Source organism: Bacillus sp. NS1, assembly GCF_058248265.1.
The window spans coordinates 143,495-165,120 of record NZ_JBZAZF010000003.1 but is presented as its reverse complement, the minus strand read 5'-3'; the positions used below and the strand labels follow the sequence as shown (position 1 = coordinate 165,120).

Here is a 21,626-nt window from a genome sequence, read left to right as displayed (position 1 = left end):
TAACGTCAAAACCAAGCCCGTTTTTGTATAGAATGGGTTTGTAAACTTTTACGATGGAGGATTTCATTTATGCTGGTTCTTGTTTTTTTGATTGGGCTTTCAGCCTGCTTTTATGTGTACTATAAAGTAAAAGGCGTTCGGGCTAAGCAATCTTTGGAAAAAGAAATCTGTTCAGCAAAATCAAGCATGGCCTTAGGGTCACTGGTCCTGTTCTACGGGCTCAACCAAATGATATTATTTCATTCTGTATTAACGTTAGTAATCGGCGGTATCTTTATCGTCATAGGAGCAGGAAGCGCTTGGGCAGGTTATAAAGCCTACAGGCATTACTATCCCCTTCACGCCAAAGAAGCTGAAAGAGATCACGCGTAAGGGGCGCCTGAAACGTCCCTTAGCTTCTTTCCATCAGCTGAACCATCAGCATCGCTTTAGACACGATATGGCCTTGGCTGTGCACTTCGACTTCCATTTTTCCGAACTTTCTGCCCGCCTCCAGAATGCGCGGTTTGACTTCGATGACCGACTCCATCTGCACAGGCTTCAAAAAGAAAATGGTGATGCTTTCGATTACGAGCTCGCCGCGTTTTTTCGAGCGCAAAAACCGGTTTGCCGCTTGCGTCAAAATGGTCGTAAACACACCATAAGAAATGGTTCCGAGCTGGTTTGTCATCTGCGGCGTGACTTCATACTCGTAAATCGTTTGATCCTCTTTATCACCACCCTCATCTTTAAATCCCCTTGAAACAATATCATCCAGCTTCTCCCCGACCTGCGGCTGCTTTTGAATCATTTGAAGCGCTTTTAACACGTCTTGGCGGCTGATCATGCCGATCAGTTTTTGGTGGCCGTCAGTGACGGGAAGCACTTCGATCCCTTCCCATACCATCGTTTGTGCCGCTGAGGCGACAGATGTTTTCCCAATAACCGTAACGGGATTTTTAGTCATGACCTTTTCGATAGGTGCGTTTCGGTCGTGGCCGGCAATATCTTTTGATGTCAGGATGCCGTGGATTTTCATCTGGTCATCGACAACCGGAAATCGGCCGTGCCCCGTTTCAAAGTTTTTCTCATACCATTTTTCAAGTTTATCCTTAGGCGAAAGATATACCGTACGGTCAGCAGGCGTTAAGATGTCCTCCACCAGGACAATTTCTTTTTTGATCAGCTGGTCATAAATTGCCCGGTTGATCATCGCGGCGACTGTAAAGGTGTCATAGCTCGTAGATAAAATCGGCAGCTCAAGCTCATCTGCCAGCTGCACAATGCTGTCATCCGTGTTGAAGCCCCCGGTCACCAATACAGCCGCGCCTGCTTCGAGCGCCTGTCTGTGTGCGTTGATTCTGTTACCGACAATCAAAAGATTGCCCGCTGCGGTGTAACGCATCATCGCGTCCAGCTCCATTGCGCCGATGACAAACTTATTCAATGTCTTATGGAGCCCGGCCCGGCCTCCAAGCACTTGTCCGTCTATGACATTTACAACCTCTGCATAGGTAAGCTTTTCAATATTCTCTTTTTTCTTTTGCTCAATCCTAATTGTGCCCACACGTTCAATCGTGCTGACAAACCCTTTATTCTCTGCTTCCTTGATCGCTCTGTACGCGGTCCCTTCGCTTACTTTCATTTCCTTTGCAATTCTTCGCACAGAAATTTTTTCACCGACAGGCAGTGAATCAATATACATTAATATTTGTTCATGCTTCGTTGCCAAGCCTTTCACCTCTAAGGACAGTCTTCTGTTTTCATTATAAGGTTTCGGAGGATTTATACGCAATGAGCGGAGAAAATAAAAAAACATCCCCTGATGAATCAGGAGATGTTTTCACCCGTTTAAAGCTCGATCGTCTCACCGACCGCCATGACTTTACCGACTCCGCCCGGCAGGCTGTCAGCGAAGGCCTCAGGGTCTTGTTCGATGACCGGGAATGTATTGTAATGCACCGGCACGACCTGTTTTGCCCGCAGCCATTCAGCGGCAAGCTTGGCGTCTTCAGGCCCCATCGTAAAGTTATCGCCAATCGGCAAGAAGGCAATATCAATATGATTCAATTCGCCAATGAGTTTCATATCAGAGAAAAGAGCCGTATCGCCCGCGTGGAAAATCGTTTTATCTTCTACAGTCAGCAAAATACCGGCTGGCATGCCTGTGTAAGTAATTGTTTTGTTTTCTTCATCAGTGATGGCTGATCCGTGAAAGGCCTGTGTGAGCTTCACTTTTCCAAAATCGAACTGGCGGGAGCCACCGATGTGCATTGGATGAACATTCAAGCCTTTCCAGCCTAAGTACACGGCGAGCTCGTTCGGCGCTACAACCAGCGCGTTGTTTTGCTTGGCAATTTGCTCAGTGTCGCCGACATGATCATTGTGGCCGTGCGTCAATAAGATAACGTCTGCTTTTACATCCTCCGGCTTTACATCCGTTAACGAATTCCCTGTCAAAAACGGATCAAATATAATATGATGATCCTTCGTTTCCACTGTGATTACAGAATGTCCGTGATATGTCACTTTCATTTCTTTCACCTCGTCACGTTATTTTGTTTTCTTATTTTCCCTTTTTAAAAAGCTGAAAAACTTATGTTGTTTGATTCTTATTAATGACATTGAGGCCTCCGGTGGCTTCAATGACAGTCCCTGTCACAAGGTCTGAATTCTCCTCACACAAGAAAGCGATAATCCGTGCGATATCCTCGCCTGTGCCGGATCTTCCTATCGGCGTTTTTTCTTTGCCGATTCTCTTCCTGGCTTCCTCTATTGATGCTTCCTTCATGTCGCCGACAATGTCACCCGGGCAAACCATGTTGGCAGTTATGCCGAATTCGGCTTCTTCAATGGCAATGGTCTTCGTCAAAGAAGCCAAACCCACTTTCGCAGCGCCAAATGCCGATCGGTGAAGCCAGCCGGGCGTGTGCGCCGCACCTTGGAATCCGTACGTGATGATTCGTCCGAATTGCTGTTTTCTCATAATAGGAATAACCGCTTTGAATAAATGAAAGACGGCGCTTAAATTACCTTCCAGCATGCCGTACCATTCATCATCGGTATAATCGGCTAACTTTTTACGTTCAAATATGTATGGTCCCGCGTTGTTAATCAGAAAGTCGATCCTTCCGAAGCGGTTTAAGGCTGCCTCTGCAATACGCAGCAGATCTTCTTTTTTGGTGACATCACCTTTTACAAATTGCAGCCGGTCAAGACAATCATGACAGGCTTCCTTCAGGCGGCTGACAGCATCCTCATCCTGTCTGTAATTGACTGTTACTGAATACCCCTTTGCAAGCAACGTCTCAGTCACTTTGCGGCCTAAACCCTTCGAACCGGCAGTAATTAAAGCATGTCGCACATGAATACCTCCCAAAGCAACGTCGCCGCTTTCAATAAAGTGTTTCTTCTTCTACTTTACTATAAAAGGCCTTCAATATCACTTTTTACACTTTGACATACAAAAAAAGCTGCCTATACAGACAGCTTATTCAGCAGAAGATGAAGGCTCCTGATCAGGCATATCCACATAACCGCTTTGATATGCTTCTGAAATGAGCCTTGTTGTCTCCTGGCTTTCTTGTTCATCATAAATATAGCGTTCCGGTTCTTTTTTCATCATTCTGCCTCCCATCATTATAGAGGTAGGTTGGCTATAATGACGGAATTTTATGAAGGAAATTTTAGCAAACTCCTGCTGCCACGCAAGCTTTCGCTTTTTCAAGCGCCTGCTCCACCTGTTTGAATCCGGTGCCTCCGGCGCTCATTCTTTTTTCAACTGCGTGGTAAGGGTCTAACACGGTGTAAATATCTTCTTCGAAGAGCTCGCTCGCCTGCTGAAAATCGCCAAACGGCATATCGCTTAAATAGATCCCTTTTTCAATGCATGTGTACACAAGTTTTCCGACCACTTCATGCGCTTCTCTGAACGGCATTCCTTTTTTCGCTAAATAATCGGCCAGTTCTGTCGCATTTGAAAAGTCTTGTTTTGTCGCTTGCTTCATGACCTCTTTGTTGACCGTCATTGTTTGGATCATGCCTGTGAAGATTTGCAGGCTGCCCTCGACCGTTTTCACTGTGTCAAACATGCCTTCTTTGTCTTCTTGAAGATCTTTGTTGTAAGCGAGTGGAAGGCCTTTCATGATCGTAAACAGCCCTATCATATCGCCGTATACGCGTCCCGTTTTTCCGCGGATCAGCTCTGCCATATCAGGGTTTTTCTTTTGCGGCATCATGCTGCTTCCTGTTGCGTACGTATCGTCAAGCTCGATGAATTTAAACTCCTGAGAGCACCATAGAATGATTTCTTCAGAGAAACGGGATAGGTGCATCATCAGCATACTGCTGTTGCTTAAAAACTCCAAAATGAAATCTCTGTCGCTGACGCCGTCCAGGCTGTTTTCATAAATAGAGTCAAAACCGAGCAGTTCTGCTGAATAATCACGGTCGATTAGGAAGGTTGTTCCCGCGAGTGCCCCACAGCCTAGCGGAGATTTGTTAATCCGCTTCATCGAATCCTGAAAACGCTCCTTGTCGCGTTCAAGCATCCAGAAATACGCAAGCAAATGGTGAGCGAATGAAATCGGCTGGGCGCGTTGCAGATGTGTGTAGCCCGGCAAAATCGTTTCGATATTTGCTTCCGCCTTTTCGATCAGCGCGCCTTGGAATGCCTCAATCAGCTCGATGATGTGGCCGACATGATTTTTCAAGTATAAATGCATGTCAGTTGCCACCTGGTCATTCCGGCTTCTGCCAGTATGCAGCTTGCCGCCAAGAGGGCCGATTTCGTCAATAAGCATTTTCTCAATGTTCAAATGAATATCTTCATAATCGACTGAGAAGTCCAATGCTCCTTCCTCTGCTTTTTGCAGAAGGGTATTCAGTCCCTCCCGGATTTTCAGTTCTTCTTCCGCTGTCAGGATACCGCATTTTTTCAGCATGGCAGCATGTGCGAGAGACCCTGTAATGTCTTCAGTGACTAAATTTTGGTCAAATGATATAGACGCGCCGAACTCGTCGACCCATTTTTCCGGTGTTTTTTGAAATCGGCCTCCCCAAAGCTTCTTCATGCTTTAATCTGCTCCTTCTTTTTCACGATGCTGTTCACTTTTGTCGGAAGTCCCCAAAGCTCGATAAACCCGATTGCCGCATGGTGATCAAACGCATCGTCTTTTGTATATGTTGCAAGTTTTTCATCATATAGAGAGTATTCTGATTTACGTCCTTCTACAATCGCATGGCCTTTAAACAGCTTCACGCGAACAATGCCTGTGACATGCTTTTGCGTTTCTTTTAAGAAAGCATGCAGCGCATCTTTCAGCGGTGAGAACCATAAGCCGTTGTAAATGATTTCTGACATTTTTTGCTCGATGATCGGTTTAAAGTGGGCTACCTCTTTAACCAGTGTCAAATCTTCCAATTCTTTATGCGCTTTGATCAGTGTCATCGCACCAGGGCATTCGTATACTTCCCGGGATTTAATGCCGACAAGACGGTTTTCCACGTGGTCGATACGTCCGACACCGTGTGCGCCTGCCATTTCATTCAGCTTTAAAATCAGTTCAGAAAGCGGGTAGGATACGCCATCAATGGATACAGGCACACCTTGTTCAAATGCAATTTCAATCACTTCCGGCGTGTCCGGCGTTTTTTCCAGCGGAGCTGTTAAATCGTATGCACCTTCTGGCGGCGCCGCCCACGGATCTTCTAAAATGCCGCACTCATTTGCACGTCCCCAGAGGTTTTGGTCGATAGAATACGGGCTGTCAAGATTGATCGGAATCGGAATGCCGCGGCTTGCCGCATATTCGATTTCTTCTTCACGTGACCACTGCCATTCCCGAACCGGCGCGATAACTTCAAGGTCAGGGTTTAATGATTTAATGGATACTTCGAAACGAACCTGGTCATTTCCTTTTCCTGTGCATCCGTGCGCAATCGCCTGTGCATCTTCTTTTTCTGCGATTTCAACCAGTTTTTTCGCAATCAGCGGTCGAGATAATGCTGAAACGAGCGGATATTTCCCTTCATACATCGTGTGGGCCTGCAGAGAGATAAGTGCGTAGTCCTGTGCAAATTCTTCTTTCGCATCGATCACGTAAGAGTTTGTCGCGCCGACTTCCAGCGCTTTCTGCTGAACAAATGCCAAATCTTTGCCTTCACCGACGTCCAGGCAGCAGGCGATCACATTATATCCTTGCTCCTGAAGCCATTTTATTGCAACGGAAGTATCAAGACCTCCTGAGTATGCTAATACGACTTTTTTCTGTTCTGACATGATAAAAATCCCCTCTCACCGTGTTTCTTTTTTGTATAAAAATAAATTATATTTAATAAAAATACATTTTGTATGTATACACTTTAACAAGTACTTTTCGTTTTTTCAAGCCTTTTATAAAAAAAACTTCACCTAAATTTCCAGGTGAAGTTTCGTAGTATTTATTCATTTACTTGTCTTTTCTGATTTCTCTGACCACATGTGCAAGCTCGGGGATAACCAGCTTATTCATTGCCAGCTTTACCGCACCGCTTGAGCCTGGTGTTGAGAAAACAGCTGTATGCTGGATGACACCAGCTGTCGCTCTCGACATGATTGCGGCAGAGCCGATATCCTCTGTATAACTCAGCATCCTGAATATTTCTCCAAAGCCGGGCAGCTCTTTCGAAAACAGCGGCGTAATGGCTTCAATTGTGACGTCCCGATTTGCTATGCCTGTCCCTCCGTTTAAGAGAACCGCGTCTGTTTGTTCATCCATGCAGCCCGCAAGAACAGCCTGCTGCAAAGCATCCTTCTCGTCTTTTACAATTTCATATGCAGCAATGTGATGACCGGCTTCTTCTAAAAACGAGATCATCAGCTTGCCGCTCTTATCGGTTTCTTCCGTCCTTGTGTCACTGACTGTGATCACTTTGCACCGAACGATATCGGGAGCTTCCTGTTTATGCTCTTGAACGCTCATTGGCCCACCTCTTTTATTTTTCTGTCTGTCATTATCATGCATGAACAAAAAAGCACATTCAAGAGAATGTGCTTTTTCAACTGATTTATTTTGCTAAACGGACAACGTCGCGCGCAATCATGACTTCTTCATCAGTCGGAATGATCATGACTTTTACTGGAGAATGTGGATAGCTGATGAAAGCTTCCTCGCCGCGCACGTTATTAAGCGCAGGATCCCAGTATACGCCCATGAATTCTAAGCCGCGAAGGACGCGTTCTCTAACTTCCACACTGTTTTCACCGATGCCGGCAGTAAAGATGATCGCATCTACACCGCTCATTCTTGCAGCGTAAGAACCGATGTATTTGTGGATTCTGCTTGCGAAGACTTCAAGGGCAGTTTCCGCACGCTCATTTCCTTCTTTCGTTGCTTCAACGATGTCACGAAGATCGCTTGAGAAACCGGAGATGCCGAGCAGTCCGCTTTTTTTGTTTAATGTATTCAGTACTTCGTCAGCCGTTTGGCCTGTTTTCTCCATGATGTATGGGATAAGGGCAGGGTCGATGTTTCCAGAACGTGTACCCATTGCAACACCGGCAAGCGGCGTGAAGCCCATAGATGTATCAATTGATTTGCCGCCTTCAACAGCAGCAATACTTGCACCGTTTCCAAGGTGGCAGGAAATCAGGCGTAAGTCTTTTAACGGACGGCCGAGAAGCTCTGCCGCGCGCTCAGTCACATATTTATGTGAAGTGCCGTGGAAGCCGTATTTACGGATGCCAAACTTTTCATAGTATTCATACGGCAGGCTGTACAGGTAAGACTGTTCAGGCATTGTTTGGTGGAATGCTGTATCAAAAACAGCAACCGCAGGAACATTTGGAAGCACTTCTTTGAAGGCTTTAATTCCAACAATATTTGCCGGGTTGTGAAGCGGTGCCAATTCAGAAATATCTTCAATTTCCTTAATGGTTTCATCTGTTAATAAAACAGAATCGCTGAATTTTTCCCCGCCGTGTACGACGCGGTGACCGATTCCGTCAATTTCATTCAAATCTTTAATAATGCCGAATTCCGTTAACTTGTTCAGCAGCATTTTAACAGCTACCGCATGATCCGGAATATCAGTTACTTCTGTATTTTTTTCGCCGTTTACAGAAATTGTGAATACGCTGTCGGCGATACCAATTCGTTCAACTAAACCCTTCGTTAAAACGGTTTCTGAAGGCATTTCGAAAAGCTGAAATTTCAAAGACGAGCTTCCTGCGTTAATTGCAATAATTTTGGACATGATTGACGCTCCTTTATACTCTGTATCAACAACTTCGTTTTTCGTACTTTTTCCCGGTGAATATCATCATCTTCTCCGAAAAATATCTGACTTTTCCATTTAAACATTGTCATGTCGGCATTTCAAGTCAACTTGTGTATTGATAACGCTTTCAATAAGAAGTCGTTATTTTCAGATATATCACCTATAGATTTCTCATTGACGAACGCTTACAATTTGCGGTTTTTCTCTCTGTATTTTGTGTTTCAAAGCTGGATTCAATTCGCCCGTCTCCGGTCTTCAAGGCACAAATAAAAACAGCTTAAGCATCCATCACATAACGGCTGCCTAAGCTGCTAATCGACACCTATTTTTCTTTTCTAAACCACTCATCGAATTGAGCCATCATATCAAGCATTGCCTTCTGATTGGAGAAAGACGGAAGATTCGCAAGCAGAATTTGACTCGGTGCTTTCGTCTCCTCTCCTTTTTTCTGAAGCACAAGAATGCTTTTGGCATGAGCCTCTTCTTTAAAAATGGATTTTGGCAGCTGCAAAAGCGCATTGATATGAACCTTATCTTTGAAAAACTGTTTCAGCTTGTCGCTTTGGGAGCTCTCAAATAAATGATTCGGGATCATAAAAAATAAGTAGCCACCCGGTTTGGTATGCTTAACGCTTTGTTCAATAAACAGATGATGCGCGAAGGAATGGCCTTCGTCCGCTTTGAGCTCAAACGCTTCTGCTCCTTCGTCATTCGGATAATAGCCGACCGGCAGATCGCATATGACCGTGTCAACAGGATCGATAAACAGCGGCTCAAGGCTGTCCTGATGGAAAAGCTCAAGCTCTTTTTTCAGAAGGTTCGCTTGGGCATACGCGATCTTCAGCAGTACATCATCAATTTCAACGCCATAGCTATTTGCCGTTTTTTCAGACAGCTGGTTCAGCACGGTGAACAGAAGGTTTCCCGTTCCGACAGCCGGATCAAGAATCATCAGTTCCTTTTGGTCTGCCATAAACTTATTCACCAAATAACTGATGAAAAGCCCGATCGTGTCCGGCGTCATTTGTCTGTTCGGATGGGAGATATCTTTCAGGCCTTTCAGGACAGCAAGCTGAAAAGCTTTGCGCACCCACTCGTGTTCATACGTGCCGAATTCCGCTTTTTCAAGCAGAGCCTGCAGCTGTTCGGTTTTCTCATCAGGCAGTTTCAGCTGATCCGTTTTTTCAAGGAAATACATTTCTCCCGCTTCAGCCAGCGCCTCTATATATGAAATTTGCAATTCATTCTTTATAATGATCGCGGCTTCGTTTAACAGCTCGTAAACCGCACCTACATGGTCTTTTTGCATATATGTTCCTCCTTGCCATGAAAAAAGCTCCGGCGGCAGCCTGGAGCTTTTTTCCCTGCTTACTTCACTAATGCCTTGGCAGCCTCAATTGGCTTTTCATAGTTCGGGTGGTTTGTTGCTTCGCTTACATATTCAGCGTAAACGACTTTTCCGTTCTCATCAAGGACGAATACGGAACGCGCAAGCAAACGAAGTTCTTTAATATACACACCGAACGCTTCGCCAAATGACATATCTCTGTGGTCAGACAGTGTTTCCACTTTGTCAATTCCGTTAGCACCGCACCAGCGCGCTTGCGCAAATGGAAGGTCTGCACTGATTGTATAGACGTTAACATCTCCAAGCTTTGCAGCTTCTTCGTTAAAACGGCGTGTTTGCGCATCACAAACACCTGTATCAATTGAAGGGATAACAGAAATAATCGTTACCTTTCCTTTCATATCAGCTAACGATTTTTCTTCGAGGCTGTTAGTCAGCACTGTGAAATCAGGAGCTTGATCTCCTACTTTCACTTCTTGTCCGACGAGTGTAACCGGACCGCCTTTAAATGTAATCTCAGCCATTATAATTCCTCCCTTTTGTATGTATGACTCTATCATAGTAAAGTTTCCTGCAAACTGCAAAGTTTATGCCAAAAAAAAGTTAACTGCGGCGGCCGCAGTTAACCTTCTTTAATAATTCATATTGTTCATTTGGTTTTGATTTTGGCCTTGTCCCTGACCTTGGTTCTTGTTATTTTTCTTGAACATTTGCTGGATGCGTTCAAGGGTTTGAGGGGCTGCGTCTAAAATTTTCTCAATCAAATGGGTATTTTCATCTAAATGAAGCATTCTGATCCCTGTCGATCCGACAATTAAAAACGCGATCGGCGTAATGGACACACCGCCCCCGCTTCCGCCTCCGAAAGGAAGTTTTTGTTCTCTTGTCTCATCGTCTTCCGATTTCTTTTCTGCCGGCTTTCCGCCAAACTCGCTTCCGCCTGCGGCGAATCCAAATCCAACTTTAGAAACGGTTAAAATCACGCTTCCATCCGGCGTTTCAACCGGATCTCCGATGATGGTGTTAACATCAATCATTTCCTTCAAGTTCTCCATTGCGGTTTTCATTAAACCTTGGATGGGATGGTCTGCCATATACGCTTCCTCCTTAAACTGATGAATCATTCTTTGAAGTCATTCGGGACGACGGATTCTTCTTTAATACGGATAGCTCTCGTCCGTATTTGACGAATTTGAAAGCTGCAAGCATAGCATGTCCAAAGCGAAAAAAGAATATACACTGAAAATGGGTCTTGGAGACAGGGACTTGAAACGATGGAATCACTTCATAGACAGGTTTGTTCACAAAGTCCAGATGGTCGTACAGCATCGCAGCGATGCCGCCTTTCACACCCCATACAGCACCTGTTAACACACCAGTTACTGCCGCGTCATGAATTCCAACGATTGTAACCCATTCGAGTTTTGTGATATGTACATGCGCCAGAAAAGTCGCGTTGGTTTTCCGTAAATTTTTGACCTGGTGCAGAAGCATTTCGATTTTATGAATACTCTGCTGCACATCATCAAACGTAATTTTTTTCTTACTGCTGCTTTCTTTCACTTTAGATTTTGATTTTTGTTTGATATCAACTGTTCCGTCAGCTTTGTTCACCTTAATGGCCGGGATTGATTTTTTGATCCGGATCAGGCCAAACAGCGTCGTGATCTTCAAGGTCAGTTTGTCGTTATCATTTGTGTGAAGATACTCTGCAGCGACATGAACTTTCATTCTGAGAAGCAGCACGATACCTATAAGAATAAGAATGGCTGTCAGCACATATACCATATTCTTCACTTCCTCTAGGAGCATTATCGCCAAATCATAAAAAAATAAACCCGGATGAAGTCCGGGTTTATCGGTTATTTGCTGTATAGTTTTTCATGCACCACAGTCGTATCCGCAATGTAATCATGAATCCCCTGCTTTGTGGGTGAAAAAGCAACGACGATATATAAAATCCAAATCTTGTCAATATACCGTCCGACTACTTCACGAAAAATTACTGTACCCCATGTCAGCTTGCGATCCGGTTTCACAGAAACCACTTTGAGGCCGAACACCATTTTTCCAAGCGTCTGCCTGAAGAACTTTGTCATCAGCGCAAAATAGGCAAGATAAACAATAAGCGTTGTCACACTGTAGGCCGAGAAGGTAAACATGCCAGATGTTTTCGGCAGATCCAATACGGTAAAGAGGGGAGAAACAAGTAAATGATTTAATCCCCATACAACGAGCCAATCAAGCAGGAAAGCCCAGAAACGAACCCAAAAGCCGGCATAGGCATGTGTCAGCTGCTCCGCTTCTTGCGGGCTTTTGATGTCATTATGCTCCAACTCTTCATATGTCACATCCATTATTGATCCCTCCTATTTCGCATAGAGATACATCATTCTCGGCGAACTGGATTGTGAAAGAATTTCTCTCATATTCAGAAAATCAATTTCACTCTTAAACATTTTGTTGGCGCCCATGGAAAACAATGAGCCTAATCCGAAGCTTTCCTCGTAAGAAATGACTGAGGCGTTTTTCAAATCCTTATGATCTTTTTTCATCGCAGAAATGGTATCGTCATAAAAACCAAGCTCATCAACGAGATTCAGTTTTTTCGCCTGCCGTCCGTCATACACGCGTCCGTCCGCAATTTTTTTTACCTCTGTTTTCGACATGCCGCGGCCTTCAGAAATGACATCAACAAAGCCTTCATACGAATTATCAACCATCGATTGCATGATGTTCTTTTCTTCTTTCGTCATCTCACGGGAAGGTGACATAATATCCTTATGGGCCCCGCTCTTAATTGTCTCAAAAGAAATGCCGAGCTTATCAGCAAGCTTGGAATAATTGACGCTTTCCATAATGACGCCGAGTGACCCGGTCAGGGTTTCCGGTGTCGCAAAAATCTTATCTGCCGCCGTTGAGATGTAATAGCCGCCGGATGCTGCCATCGATCCCATCGACACATAAATCGGTTTTTTTGTTTCTTTCTTGATTTCTTCCAGCTTCTTATGTATTTCGGCACTTTCATACACTCCGCCGCCCGGTGAATTCACCTTCAGAACAATACCTTTGACCGCCTTGTCATCTTTTGCACGCTCAAGGTTTTTTAAGAACGTTCTGTGGTTATATCCGTCTGAACCGAGCAGACTGCTTGAATCCCCATTATCCTGAATGGTGCCGCTGACCTCCAATACGGCAATTTTACTTGAGAGACTGCCGTTTTCCAGCGTCTTTTCCTGCGATTCATCCGTCAGTGAAGTGAGATCCGTTTGAGCGCCTTTGACGCTTTCAAAGAAACTCATTGAGATGCTGACGATGATGGACACGCCGAAAATCCCCAGGGCAATCACTAATGCAATCCATCTTTTAGCATTCATTTTTTCTCCTCCTTTTTCCCAAACTCTCTCATTATACGATTCAATATGAAAAATGTTTCATGTGATGAGAAAGCTCCGGCTTAACGGGCTGCCGGCAAACGTGGTACACTTATGGCCAAAGGTATTTTATCACAAATACTGGATGGCAGAAAAACTTAAATATGACAGCAAAGGGGAAATGGGATATGACCGATCAACGCCGTAATGTTTATTTTTTTCACAAACAAGACCAGGAAACAAACGAACAAGCCAGCTCTTTAACGAAATTGGCTGAAGAGCATGGATTTACGGTTGTGAATCAGCACTCAGACGCCAATATCATTGCTAGCATTGGCGGGGACGGCACATTTTTGCAGGCAGTCAGAAAGACGAATTTCCGTGACGACTGCTTGTACGTCGGCATTACCAAAAAGGGGAAAGCTCATTTATATTGCGACTTTCATAGTGATGAGCGTGAAAAAATGGTCGATGCAATGACGTTTGAACAAATTGAAGTCAGAAAGTATCCGCTGATTGAAGTGACAGTGGATAATGCAAGTCCTTTTCACTGCTTAAACGAGGTTTCCATCCGTTCAAGCATCATTAAAACCTTTGTGATGGACGTGCTGATTGATGATCTGCACTTTGAAACGTTTAGAGGTGACGGGATGATTATCTCGACGCCTACAGGCAGCACCGCATATAACAAGTCTGTTGCAGGTGCGGTCGTTGATCCGCTGCTCCCATGCATGCAGGTATCTGAACTTGCTTCTCTTAACAATAACACCTACCGGACACTCGGCTCGCCATTTGTCCTCAGTTCTGACCGAAAGCTGACCCTTCGTGTGGTACAAGACGGCAACGAGCACCCAATCATCGGCTTGGACAATGAAGCACTCAGCACGAGAAATGTGAAAACGATCGAAATCAAACTGTCTGACAAGAAAATCAAAACAGTCAAATTAAAGGACAATTCATTTTGGGAGAAAGTGAAACGCACTTTTTTATAGAAAATGAAAAGGACAGGCTTCCCGCCTGTCCTTTTATTATTTCTCATATACAATCTGGCCGTTTATTACGGTTTTTTTAATGTCTAAAAGATGAAGCTGTGCAGGGTCAATTGTAAAGGGATTATCGCTGAGAACCGTAAAATCCGCGTCATAGCCTTCGGCAATTTTTCCGCGTGACTTCTCTTTATAAATGATCCTTGCGCTTCCTTCTGTATAGAGCTTAATTGCTTCATATACCGTTAAACATTCGCTTTCGTTATAGCTTGGTCCGTTCTGCTCATGACTGCTTTTCCGGAGCACCGCGGACTGGATGCCAAGAAGCGGGTCAACAGGCTCAATCGGAGCGTCTGAACCGCCCGCGCATAAAATGCCTTTAGACATCAGCGTTTTCCACGCAAAGGCTGTGTTCATCCGGTCTTTTCCGAGACGTTCAATGACCCACGGAAAATCACTGGCGACAAAATGAGGCTGAAGATCAAGTGCGATCGGCATACGTACTGCTTTTTCGATTAATTCATCATTTAGCACTTGAGCATGAATCAGCCGATCATGCCGTCCATTTTTGGGTGGATGCTTTTCTATTGCGTTCAACACTTTTTCAAAAGCAAGATCGCCGATTGCATGAACCGCAACCTCCATGCCTTTTTCTCTCGCTTTTCGAATGAGCCGGCCAAGGGTTTCGTCATCATGAACCTGAACACCATTAGTGGATGGATCATCCTGATATGGTTCTTTCAATAAAGCCGTTCTGCCGCCAAGCGCCCCGTCTGCAAAGATTTTCATTGCACCGAATTCCACATACGGGCCGGACGGCTTCTCCAGCTGCTCCCATCGATCGACCGCTTCGTGATGAACGAGCAAATGACAGCGGAATGGATAATTTCCGCTAGCGGCAGCTTTCTCATAAGCTTTCATCGGCACCGAGACATCACCATAATAGGACAGGTCTTCCGAATGTCCGCCAGTCAGGCCTTTTGTCCAGCAGTCTTCTATCGCAGCCGTAAGCGCCTCATCAACATAGTGCTGGGAGACTGGCGGGACAGTCTTCAGAATCAAGTCCTGCGCCTTATCAAACAGAAGCCCGGTCGGCTCACCGTTTGCATCTTTTGCGATGACTCCGCCTTCAGGGTCAGGAGTGTTTCTTGAAATCCCTGCCGCTTGAAGAGCCGCAGAATTGGCAGCTATCGCATGCCGGCATATTCGCTTGAGCAAGACGGGCCTGTCTGGAAATAAGCGGTCGAGATCATGCTTCACCAAATAGTCCGGTGTCTCAAACTGATTTTCATTCCAGCCCTCTCCAATGAGCCAATCGCCTTCAGGAAGCTGCCGCTCTCTTTCCTTGGCAGCCTGCAAAATAGCTTCTTTTGACGTTAGTGCGGACAGATCGAGCTGAAGCTGTTTCTCGCCGTGGCCGATCAAATGTAAATGGCTGTCGACAAAACCGGGAAACATCACTGCTCCGTTCAGGCAGATTTCTTCTGTTTCCGGGGACCCGTACTTTTTCTTCAGACGTTCATAGCTGCCGGTGCCCTTTATGACACCATCCTCAACATAAACTGCCTCTGTCCGATCGCCTTCTGCGAGCATCGTATAAATGAAACCGCCGTGCCATATGGCCTTCATTCACGTTCACTCTCTTTCTTTACGCCTTTTTATTGGCTTTGAGCTGTTCTTCACGTTTTCTTAATTCCACTCGTCTGATTTTTGCAGAAGCCGTTTTCGGCAGGCTTTCTACAAATTCAATCTCTCTTGGATACTTGTATGGAGCGGTAATGGTCTTCACATGATTTTGCAGCATTTTGATAAGCTCATCACTGCGTTTTTCGTGATCTTGCAGGACAACGTACGCCTTAACGATGGAGCCTCTGATTTCATCCGGGCTTGCGACAACAGCACATTCTTTTACTTCAGGGTGCTTAACAAGCGCGTCTTCCACTTCGAATGGCCCGATCGTGTAGCCGGAGCTGATAATGATATCGTCATTTCGGCTTTCAAACCAAAAGTAACCTTCCTCATCTTTTTTTGCTCTGTCTCCTGTTAGGAAATAATCGCCGCGAATTTGTGTTTTCATTCTTTCCGGATCTTTGTAATATTCTTTAAAGAGCGCCGGCGTGCTGAGGTGAACAGCGATATCGCCAACCTCACCAGGTTTGCAGATTTCACCGTCTTCATTAATGATCTCCACCTGATTTCCCGGTGTCGGTTTTCCCATACTTCCTGGTTTAATATCCATATCTTTCAAGACACCGACTAAAAGCGTGCTTTCTGTTTGACCATATCCGTCCCGCACCTTAATGCCGAAGTGCTTTTGGAAAACATCAATCACTTCACGGTTGAGCGGCTCGCCTGCTGACACAGCGCTGTGCAGTGCAGAAAGATCGTAGCGGTCCAAGCCTTCGACCTTCGCCATTAAGCGGTATTCCGTCGGCGTACAGCAGAAGACATTGATTTTGTACCGGTTTAAAAGTTCTAAATATTTTTCTGCTTTGAATCTGCCGTGGTACACAAAACCCGTTGCTCCGCTGCCGAGTACCGCTAAAAACGGGCTCCACACCCACTTTTGCCAGCCAGGAGCAGCAGTCGCCCAGACGATATCCTTTTCAGAAATATCAAGCCAAGCGCCGGCAGATGTTTTCAAATGAGCAAATGCCCATCCGTGTGTATGTACAACACCTTTAGGCTGACCTGTTGTTCCGGATGTATAAGATAAGAAAGCCATATCATCTCTTGTTGTGTCAGCTGTTTGGAATTGGCTTCCGTCAGCTTCAATCGATAAGAGATTTTTCCATTTGGCATCGTTTTCGCCAATAGACAGCTTAATCAGTTTGTCAGCCGTACTGACGTCACGGAAAGCGCCGATAAATTCAGAATAGACGATGGCGCCTTTCACTTCTGCATGTTCAATTCGGTATTCAAGATCTTTCGCACGAAGCATTTCCGAGCACGGAATGACAACCATTCCTGATTTCAGGATAGCCAAATAAACAGCATAGGCTTCAAGCACCCGCGGAACCATTACAATCAGTTTGTCTCCCTTTTTAAATCCAAGGTCAGCCAAAGCCGCTCCAATTTTATTTGTTTCTTCCATCAGCTTTTCATATGACCAAGATTCTTGCTTGCCCGACTCATCCTCCCAAAGAAGAGCGGTTTTCTGTCCAGCGGCACTGAACTTTTCCATTTCATTCACTAAATTATATTGCATAGGGGCAATTAAATCTTCTCGTTTTAACACGAACAACTCCTCACTTTCTCCACCCATTATACATAAATACAGGCTCTTTCCGTAAGGATATGCCTAAAAACAAGCCACGTAAACATAGGTTTTATAGGCCGCTGGTCCTTTTTTTATCTAAAAAACGAAAAAGAGTGGGGATACCCCCACTCCTAAGCCATTATGTGAAATTGTAAATTAGAATTGTCCTCCGCCCATGTTTTGTTGAGCAAAAGATACAAGACGTTTTGTGATCTCTCCTCCAACAGAACCGTTAGCGCGAGAAGTTGTGTCTGCTCCAAGGTTTACACCAAATTCAGAAGCGATTTCTAATTTCATTTGGTCGATAGCTTGAGCAGCTCCTGGTACTAAAAGGTTGTTGCTGTTACCTGAGTTATTGTTAGCCATGTGTCTCACCTCCTTGTGAGTATAGAATGTGTTAAAACACATGGCTTCATTCAAAAAAACTTTGGTAATTGTATACAGGAGCTGGAGCTGTTTTAAAAGAGTTCCGCGAATTTATCGTTTGCTTCTTGTTCGCTATACAGCGTCAGTGTTTCAATGTTTTCAACCGCTTCTTGAATATACGGTTCAAAATCAACAAAGCTTTCAAAGTGTTCGATTTTTTCTTTTTTAGGGCGCGTTTTCGGGCTTGGCGGCGTAAAGATCGTACAGCAGTCTTCAAACGGCTGAATGCTTGTCTCATATGTGCCGATTTCCCGCGATTTTTCGATAATTTCTGTTTTATCCATGGCGATTAACGGACGCAAAATCGGTGTTGACGTCACCGCATTAATCGCGTACATGCTTTCCAGCGTTTGGCTCGCTACCTGACCGAGGCTTTCTCCCGTAATAATGGCAAGCCCGTTTCTCTTTTCTCTGATTCTGTCTGCAATTTGAAGCATGAGGCGGCGGGTTGCCGTCATTGTGTAGTTCTCAGGAATTTGTTTTTGGATGAGCTCTTGCGTTTTTGTAAATGGAACGATATGAAGCGTCATGCTTCCCCCAAAGCGGGATAGGCATTTTGCCAGATCCATGACCTTTTGCTTTGCGCGCTCGCTTGTGTATGGCGGGCTGAAGAAATGAACAGCTTCTACCGACAGTCCCCGTTTCATGGCATAAAATCCGGCCACAGGGCTGTCAAAACCGCCGGATAGCATTAGCATCGCTTTGCCTGCTGAACCAACGGGCAGTCCGCCTGCACCTTTTTCATTGCGAATCGTCAAAAAGGTCGCTTCTTCTCTGATTTCGATTCTGAGCGGGATGTCAGGGTTGCGGACATCGACTGTCAATCCTTCTGTATGTCGCAAAATATGGCCGCCGATTTCAGCGTTCATTTGATTTGTATCTAATTCAAATTGTTTATACGCTCTCTTCGTTTCGACTTTAAACGTATCACCAGGCTGATACTGATTCTCGATAGCCTGCAGCGCAGTTGCCTTAATATCATCAAGGCGGCTATCACACTTAATCGCCAGGCTGAAGCTTTGGATGCCAAATACCTGCTTTAAATGAGGAAAAAGAGCCTCAGGATCTTCACCATTTAATGTAATCGTCATACGGTCCCGATTGGAAAAGTATTTTAAGTTCGGATAGTCTTTCAAAACGAGTCTGACATTTTGCTTTAAGCGCTCAATAAAGCTTTTTCTGTTTTTTCCTTTGGTCGAAATTTCCCCAAAACGAATTAATATATGATCGTAATTCATGTTCTACCTCATCATTTTCTTTAATTTTTTGATGCCAGGACGGAGCGCGTTCATAAACGGTTCTGTCACATCGCTTGTCTGGCTGTAGTTTAAGCTGATTCTGATGCTGCTTCCGGCAATTGGCTCTCCCTTGCCCATCTGTAAGAGAACTTTGCTGGGCTTATGCTCTTTTGCTGAGCAGGCCGATGTTGTTGAGACGAATATATCCTGTTCCTCGAGCATGTGTAAAAGCACTTCAGCTTTAATCCCCGGAACAGAGAAATTAATAATGTGCGGCGCACTATTCATTTGAGGCGTGTTGACAACGACGCCTTCGGTTTCACTCAGCCTTTTCATAAACAATTCCTTAGCGGCAGCCATCTTGTCAATCCGTGTTTCAAAATCAGCAGCGGCAAGATTAATAGCTTTGGCAAGCGAAACCGCACCCGCAGTATGTTCCGTTCCGGCCCGTATGCCTTTTTGCTGAGAGCCCCCCGTTATCAGCGGGATAAGGCGTGTTCCTTCTTTTACGATAAGTGCACCTGTCCCCTTCAGCCCATGAAATTTATGCCCGGAAATTGAACAAAGATCAATGCCGGCTTTTTCAATGGCCAATGGCACTTTATAGATGCCCTGCACATAATCGACGTGGAACAGAATGTTTGGGTGCCCCTTCAGCACTTCCCCTGCCTCTTCAATCGGCTGCACAGAACCGACTTCATTGTTCACATGCATCATGCTCACAAGCACAGTATCAGGACGGATGGCTTTTTTTAATTCTTCTATTGAAACAAATCCGTCTTCGTTCACTGAAAGATAAGTGACGTCAAACCCGAATAACTCTGTCAGCTGTTCTAACGATTCCGTAACGGACGGATGTTCAATAGAAGTGGCAATGATATGTTTGCCTGCTTTTATTTTTGACAAAGCGGCCCCTTTTAAAGCCAAATTATTAGCTTCTGTAGCGCCTGACGTAAATACAATATCATAATTCTTTAGGCCTATGGCTCTTTTTATCTGATGTTTAGCTGCCTGAAGCAGCTGTTCCGTTTCGGCTCCATACCGGTGCAAAGATGAAGGATTTCCAAAATATCTTCTGCTTGTTTGTTCATATGTGTTCAAGACTTCATCGTACGGTTTGGTCGTTGAACTATTGTCTAAATATAACATCTTTTTACTCCTTTAATATGAAAGCGATACAAAACTAATTTTATATGTTACCATAACAAATTACTGCTGAAAAAGTAAATAAAATTACTATTGACTTCTTCATACATTCACCTATAATTAGATTTGTTACTTTCGTCATATTATCTGACAATTAATTGACAGAATATTCTACCATAGTGAAATTAGGAGGATTTATACGTTATGAAATCATCACTATCAGCCAAGGAGACGATCGCCATTGGGCTTATGCTCTTCGCTTTGTTCTTTGGCGCAGGAAATATGATATTTCCGCCTGAACTTGGACAAGCAGCCGGTGAAAATGTTTGGAAAGCGATGACAGGATTTCTCGTGACGGGTGTCGGCCTCCCGCTTTTAGGTGTTGTAGCTGTTGCATTAACAGGGACAGATGCTAAAGGCCTTGCAGATAAAGCACACCCGGTCTTTGGAACTATTTTTACAGTCGTTCTTTATTTAACAATCGGACCGTTGTTTGCGATTCCGCGAACAGGCACTGTTTCTTATGAAATTGCGGCTCTACCTTTTGTAAGCGGCATGCCTGCATGGCTGACACTTCTTATTTTTACGTTTCTTTTCTTTACTGTTACGTACTACCTGGCTTTAAATCCTACAAAGCTTGTTGACAGGATTGGCAAGGTATTAACACCTATTTTACTTGCTGTTATCGCAATCTTAGTCATCAAAAGCATCGTGACGCCAATGGGGGACATTCAGCCACCGCTTGAAGCGTATGCTTCCGGATCATTGTTTAAAGGATTTTTAGAAGGCTATAAAACAATGGATGCACTTGCTTCTATCGTGTTCGGAATTGTCGTTGTGAATGCCGTTAAGGACAGAGGCATCACCAGCCGTAAATCTGTTGCTTCCGTATGTATTAAAGCAGGACTTGTTGCCGCAGCAGGCCTCGGCCTGGTTTACGTTTCACTCGCCTATTTAGGAGCAACAAGCACAGATTCTGTCGGACTCCTTGGTGCAGGAAGCAAAATTTTATCAGAATCTTCACAGCATCTGTTCGGATCATTAGGAAATATCATATTAGGCGTCGCTATCCTATTCGCGTGCTTGACTACAAGCATTGGCCTTGTCTCTTCATGCGGAAATTATTTCTCAAAGCTGATTCCTTCTTTATCTTATAAAGCGGTTGTAACGATTGTCACTGTGTTCAGCTTTATTATTTCTAACTTTGGGCTTTCAAATATTATTTTGTTCTCAGTTCCTATTTTATCAGCTATTTACCCGTTAGCAATTGTTATCATTTTGCTTTCATTTATTGAAAAATCATTTAAAGGCAGACGTGAAGTATATATTCTTTGTTTGATCGCAACTGGTATTTTCAGTATTATCGATGGCCTGAATGCCGCAAGCATTCCGCTCGGTTCTTTAAATAAAGTTCTCGGTCAGTCACTGCCGCTTTACAGCTTAGGATTTGGCTGGGTCATCCCTGCAATCATTGGAGGCATTGCCGGTTATCTGATTTCTCTTGCTACCGGCTCGAATAAAAAACCAGCTGATATCAACCAGTAAAAACGAAAAGCCTTATTGGATCTCCATCCAATAAGGCTTTTTTATATGCTGAATACATATAAAAGG

The 21,626-nt window shown here is 44.5% G+C and carries 22 protein-coding genes; 3 read left to right on the top strand and 19 right to left on the bottom strand.

All coding sequences use genetic code 11. From position 1 onward, the window contains the following. Positions 1–69 precede the first annotated feature (69 nt). Positions 70–372, top strand: coding sequence for a YtpI family protein (locus AC4CV5_RS11275; protein ID WP_003223529.1), 303 nt, complete (start codon positions 70–72; stop codon positions 370–372). A 19-nt stretch (positions 373–391) separates the two neighbouring features. Here AC4CV5_RS11275 and AC4CV5_RS11270 read toward each other — a convergent pair whose 3' ends face one another. The 14 genes from AC4CV5_RS11270 to sppA all read right to left on the bottom strand — a co-directional run bounded on the left by AC4CV5_RS11270 (position 392) and on the right by sppA (position 12,963). Then, positions 392–1,711 carry a CBS domain-containing protein gene (locus tag AC4CV5_RS11270; protein ID WP_222143328.1) on the bottom strand — a complete coding sequence of 440 codons (1,320 nt, stop codon included), beginning with the start codon at positions 1,709–1,711 and terminating at the stop codon, positions 392–394. Positions 1,712–1,830: 119 nt separating this feature from the next. Continuing rightward, on the bottom strand, positions 1,831–2,514 hold the full coding sequence (locus AC4CV5_RS11265; RefSeq protein WP_003223523.1) for a metal-dependent hydrolase: 684 nt from the start codon (positions 2,512–2,514) through the stop codon (positions 1,831–1,833). A gap of 61 nt (positions 2,515–2,575) precedes the next feature. Further along, positions 2,576–3,343 (bottom strand): SDR family oxidoreductase, encoded by a 768-nt coding sequence (locus AC4CV5_RS11260; protein ID WP_166849681.1) that lies wholly within the window; start codon positions 3,341–3,343, stop codon positions 2,576–2,578. Positions 3,344–3,469: 126 nt separating this feature from the next. Then, positions 3,470–3,601 carry a hypothetical protein gene (locus AC4CV5_RS11255; RefSeq protein ID WP_100740509.1) on the bottom strand — a complete coding sequence of 44 codons (132 nt, stop codon included), beginning with the start codon at positions 3,599–3,601 and terminating at the stop codon, positions 3,470–3,472. Positions 3,602–3,665: 64 nt separating this feature from the next. Further along, on the bottom strand, positions 3,666–5,051 hold the full coding sequence (gene argH, locus AC4CV5_RS11250) for an argininosuccinate lyase (protein WP_490922780.1): 1,386 nt from the start codon (positions 5,049–5,051) through the stop codon (positions 3,666–3,668). Next, complete coding sequence (locus tag AC4CV5_RS11245) at positions 5,048–6,259, bottom strand: argininosuccinate synthase (RefSeq protein ID WP_326221248.1); 1,212 nt, start codon at positions 6,257–6,259, stop codon at positions 5,048–5,050. Before AC4CV5_RS11245 ends, argH begins: the two co-directional genes overlap by 4 nt. Before the next feature lie 169 nt (positions 6,260–6,428). Then, entirely contained in the window at positions 6,429–6,941 is a 513-nt protein-coding gene (locus AC4CV5_RS11240) for a MogA/MoaB family molybdenum cofactor biosynthesis protein (protein WP_222143331.1), read from the bottom strand. 85 nt (positions 6,942–7,026) lie between these two features. Continuing rightward, the gene (locus tag AC4CV5_RS11235) at positions 7,027–8,214 is read right to left on the bottom strand and encodes an acetate kinase (RefSeq protein ID WP_003223511.1); all 1,188 of its coding nucleotides are present in this window, start codon (positions 8,212–8,214) and stop codon (positions 7,027–7,029) included. Between the two features lie 346 nt (positions 8,215–8,560). Further along, on the bottom strand, positions 8,561–9,547 hold the full coding sequence (locus AC4CV5_RS11230) for a class I SAM-dependent methyltransferase (RefSeq protein ID WP_326221246.1): 987 nt from the start codon (positions 9,545–9,547) through the stop codon (positions 8,561–8,563). A gap of 59 nt (positions 9,548–9,606) precedes the next feature. Further along, complete coding sequence (tpx, locus tag AC4CV5_RS11225; protein WP_003223506.1) at positions 9,607–10,110, bottom strand: thiol peroxidase; 504 nt, start codon at positions 10,108–10,110, stop codon at positions 9,607–9,609. A 108-nt stretch (positions 10,111–10,218) separates the two neighbouring features. Then, complete coding sequence (gene ytfJ / locus AC4CV5_RS11220; protein WP_014114770.1) at positions 10,219–10,680, bottom strand: GerW family sporulation protein; 462 nt, start codon at positions 10,678–10,680, stop codon at positions 10,219–10,221. Positions 10,681–10,693: 13 nt separating this feature from the next. Further along, the gene (locus tag AC4CV5_RS11215; RefSeq protein ID WP_166849668.1) at positions 10,694–11,374 is read right to left on the bottom strand and encodes a DUF2953 domain-containing protein; all 681 of its coding nucleotides are present in this window, start codon (positions 11,372–11,374) and stop codon (positions 10,694–10,696) included. A gap of 74 nt (positions 11,375–11,448) precedes the next feature. Beyond that, a complete protein-coding gene (locus AC4CV5_RS11210; protein ID WP_490922775.1) occupies positions 11,449–11,943 on the bottom strand; it encodes an RDD family protein in 495 nt (164 codons plus the stop codon). 12 nt (positions 11,944–11,955) lie between these two features. Then, positions 11,956–12,963, bottom strand: a complete 1,008-nt coding sequence (sppA, locus tag AC4CV5_RS11205; protein ID WP_490922774.1) for a signal peptide peptidase SppA — start codon at positions 12,961–12,963, stop codon at positions 11,956–11,958. 185 nt (positions 12,964–13,148) lie between these two features. On the opposite strand from sppA, the gene AC4CV5_RS11200 reads away from it, so the two are divergent. After that, positions 13,149–13,952, top strand: a complete 804-nt coding sequence (locus AC4CV5_RS11200; protein ID WP_166849627.1) for an NAD kinase — start codon at positions 13,149–13,151, stop codon at positions 13,950–13,952. A 36-nt stretch (positions 13,953–13,988) separates the two neighbouring features. Here AC4CV5_RS11200 and AC4CV5_RS11195 read toward each other — a convergent pair whose 3' ends face one another. The 5 genes from AC4CV5_RS11195 to AC4CV5_RS11175 all read right to left on the bottom strand — a co-directional run bounded on the left by AC4CV5_RS11195 (position 13,989) and on the right by AC4CV5_RS11175 (position 20,018). Then, positions 13,989–15,575 carry an amidohydrolase gene (locus AC4CV5_RS11195; RefSeq protein WP_490922772.1) on the bottom strand — a complete coding sequence of 529 codons (1,587 nt, stop codon included), beginning with the start codon at positions 15,573–15,575 and terminating at the stop codon, positions 13,989–13,991. Positions 15,576–15,594: 19 nt separating this feature from the next. Next, positions 15,595–17,184 (bottom strand): acyl-CoA synthetase MbcS, encoded by a 1,590-nt coding sequence (mbcS, locus tag AC4CV5_RS11190; RefSeq protein ID WP_490922770.1) that lies wholly within the window; start codon positions 17,182–17,184, stop codon positions 15,595–15,597. Positions 17,185–17,361: 177 nt separating this feature from the next. Further along, positions 17,362–17,571 carry an alpha type acid-soluble spore protein SspA gene (sspA, locus tag AC4CV5_RS11185; RefSeq protein ID WP_003223491.1) on the bottom strand — a complete coding sequence of 70 codons (210 nt, stop codon included), beginning with the start codon at positions 17,569–17,571 and terminating at the stop codon, positions 17,362–17,364. A 92-nt stretch (positions 17,572–17,663) separates the two neighbouring features. Further along, entirely contained in the window at positions 17,664–18,869 is a 1,206-nt protein-coding gene (thiI, locus tag AC4CV5_RS11180; protein ID WP_248602099.1) for a tRNA uracil 4-sulfurtransferase ThiI, read from the bottom strand. 3 nt (positions 18,870–18,872) lie between these two features. After that, positions 18,873–20,018, bottom strand: coding sequence for a cysteine desulfurase family protein (locus tag AC4CV5_RS11175; protein WP_490922768.1), 1,146 nt, complete (start codon positions 20,016–20,018; stop codon positions 18,873–18,875). Positions 20,019–20,219: 201 nt separating this feature from the next. Here AC4CV5_RS11175 and brnQ point away from each other — a divergent pair, with 201 nt between their 5' ends. Then, entirely contained in the window at positions 20,220–21,560 is a 1,341-nt protein-coding gene (brnQ, locus tag AC4CV5_RS11170; RefSeq protein WP_166849613.1) for a branched-chain amino acid transport system II carrier protein, read from the top strand. Positions 21,561–21,626 lie beyond the last annotated feature (66 nt).

What these genes read in the sequence shown, in the direction of transcription:
- AC4CV5_RS11275 (WP_003223529.1), top strand. Translation starts at nt 70, where the DNA reads ATGCTGGTTCTTGTTTTTTTGATTGGGCTTTCAGCCTGCTTTTATGTG.
- AC4CV5_RS11265 (WP_003223523.1), bottom strand. Translation starts at nt 2,514, where the DNA reads ATGAAAGTGACATATCACGGACATTCTGTAATCACAGTGGAAACGAAG.
- AC4CV5_RS11255 (WP_100740509.1), bottom strand. Translation starts at nt 3,601, where the DNA reads ATGAAAAAAGAACCGGAACGCTATATTTATGATGAACAAGAAAGCCAG.
- argH (WP_490922780.1), bottom strand. Translation starts at nt 5,051, where the DNA reads ATGAAGAAGCTTTGGGGAGGCCGATTTCAAAAAACACCGGAAAAATGG.
- AC4CV5_RS11245 (WP_326221248.1), bottom strand. Translation starts at nt 6,259, where the DNA reads ATGTCAGAACAGAAAAAAGTCGTATTAGCATACTCAGGAGGTCTTGAT.
- AC4CV5_RS11240 (WP_222143331.1), bottom strand. Translation starts at nt 6,941, where the DNA reads ATGAGCGTTCAAGAGCATAAACAGGAAGCTCCCGATATCGTTCGGTGC.
- AC4CV5_RS11235 (WP_003223511.1), bottom strand. Translation starts at nt 8,214, where the DNA reads ATGTCCAAAATTATTGCAATTAACGCAGGAAGCTCGTCTTTGAAATTT.
- AC4CV5_RS11230 (WP_326221246.1), bottom strand. Translation starts at nt 9,547, where the DNA reads ATGCAAAAAGACCATGTAGGTGCGGTTTACGAGCTGTTAAACGAAGCC.
- tpx (WP_003223506.1), bottom strand. Translation starts at nt 10,110, where the DNA reads ATGGCTGAGATTACATTTAAAGGCGGTCCGGTTACACTCGTCGGACAA.
- ytfJ (WP_014114770.1), bottom strand. Translation starts at nt 10,680, where the DNA reads ATGGCAGACCATCCCATCCAAGGTTTAATGAAAACCGCAATGGAGAAC.
- AC4CV5_RS11215 (WP_166849668.1), bottom strand. Translation starts at nt 11,374, where the DNA reads ATGGTATATGTGCTGACAGCCATTCTTATTCTTATAGGTATCGTGCTG.
- AC4CV5_RS11210 (WP_490922775.1), bottom strand. Translation starts at nt 11,943, where the DNA reads ATGGATGTGACATATGAAGAGTTGGAGCATAATGACATCAAAAGCCCG.
- sppA (WP_490922774.1), bottom strand. Translation starts at nt 12,963, where the DNA reads ATGAATGCTAAAAGATGGATTGCATTAGTGATTGCCCTGGGGATTTTC.
- AC4CV5_RS11200 (WP_166849627.1), top strand. Translation starts at nt 13,149, where the DNA reads ATGACCGATCAACGCCGTAATGTTTATTTTTTTCACAAACAAGACCAG.
- AC4CV5_RS11195 (WP_490922772.1), bottom strand. Translation starts at nt 15,575, where the DNA reads ATGAAGGCCATATGGCACGGCGGTTTCATTTATACGATGCTCGCAGAA.
- sspA (WP_003223491.1), bottom strand. Translation starts at nt 17,571, where the DNA reads ATGGCTAACAATAACTCAGGTAACAGCAACAACCTTTTAGTACCAGGA.
- thiI (WP_248602099.1), bottom strand. Translation starts at nt 18,869, where the DNA reads ATGAATTACGATCATATATTAATTCGTTTTGGGGAAATTTCGACCAAA.
- AC4CV5_RS11175 (WP_490922768.1), bottom strand. Translation starts at nt 20,018, where the DNA reads ATGTTATATTTAGACAATAGTTCAACGACCAAACCGTACGATGAAGTC.
- brnQ (WP_166849613.1), top strand. Translation starts at nt 20,220, where the DNA reads ATGAAATCATCACTATCAGCCAAGGAGACGATCGCCATTGGGCTTATG.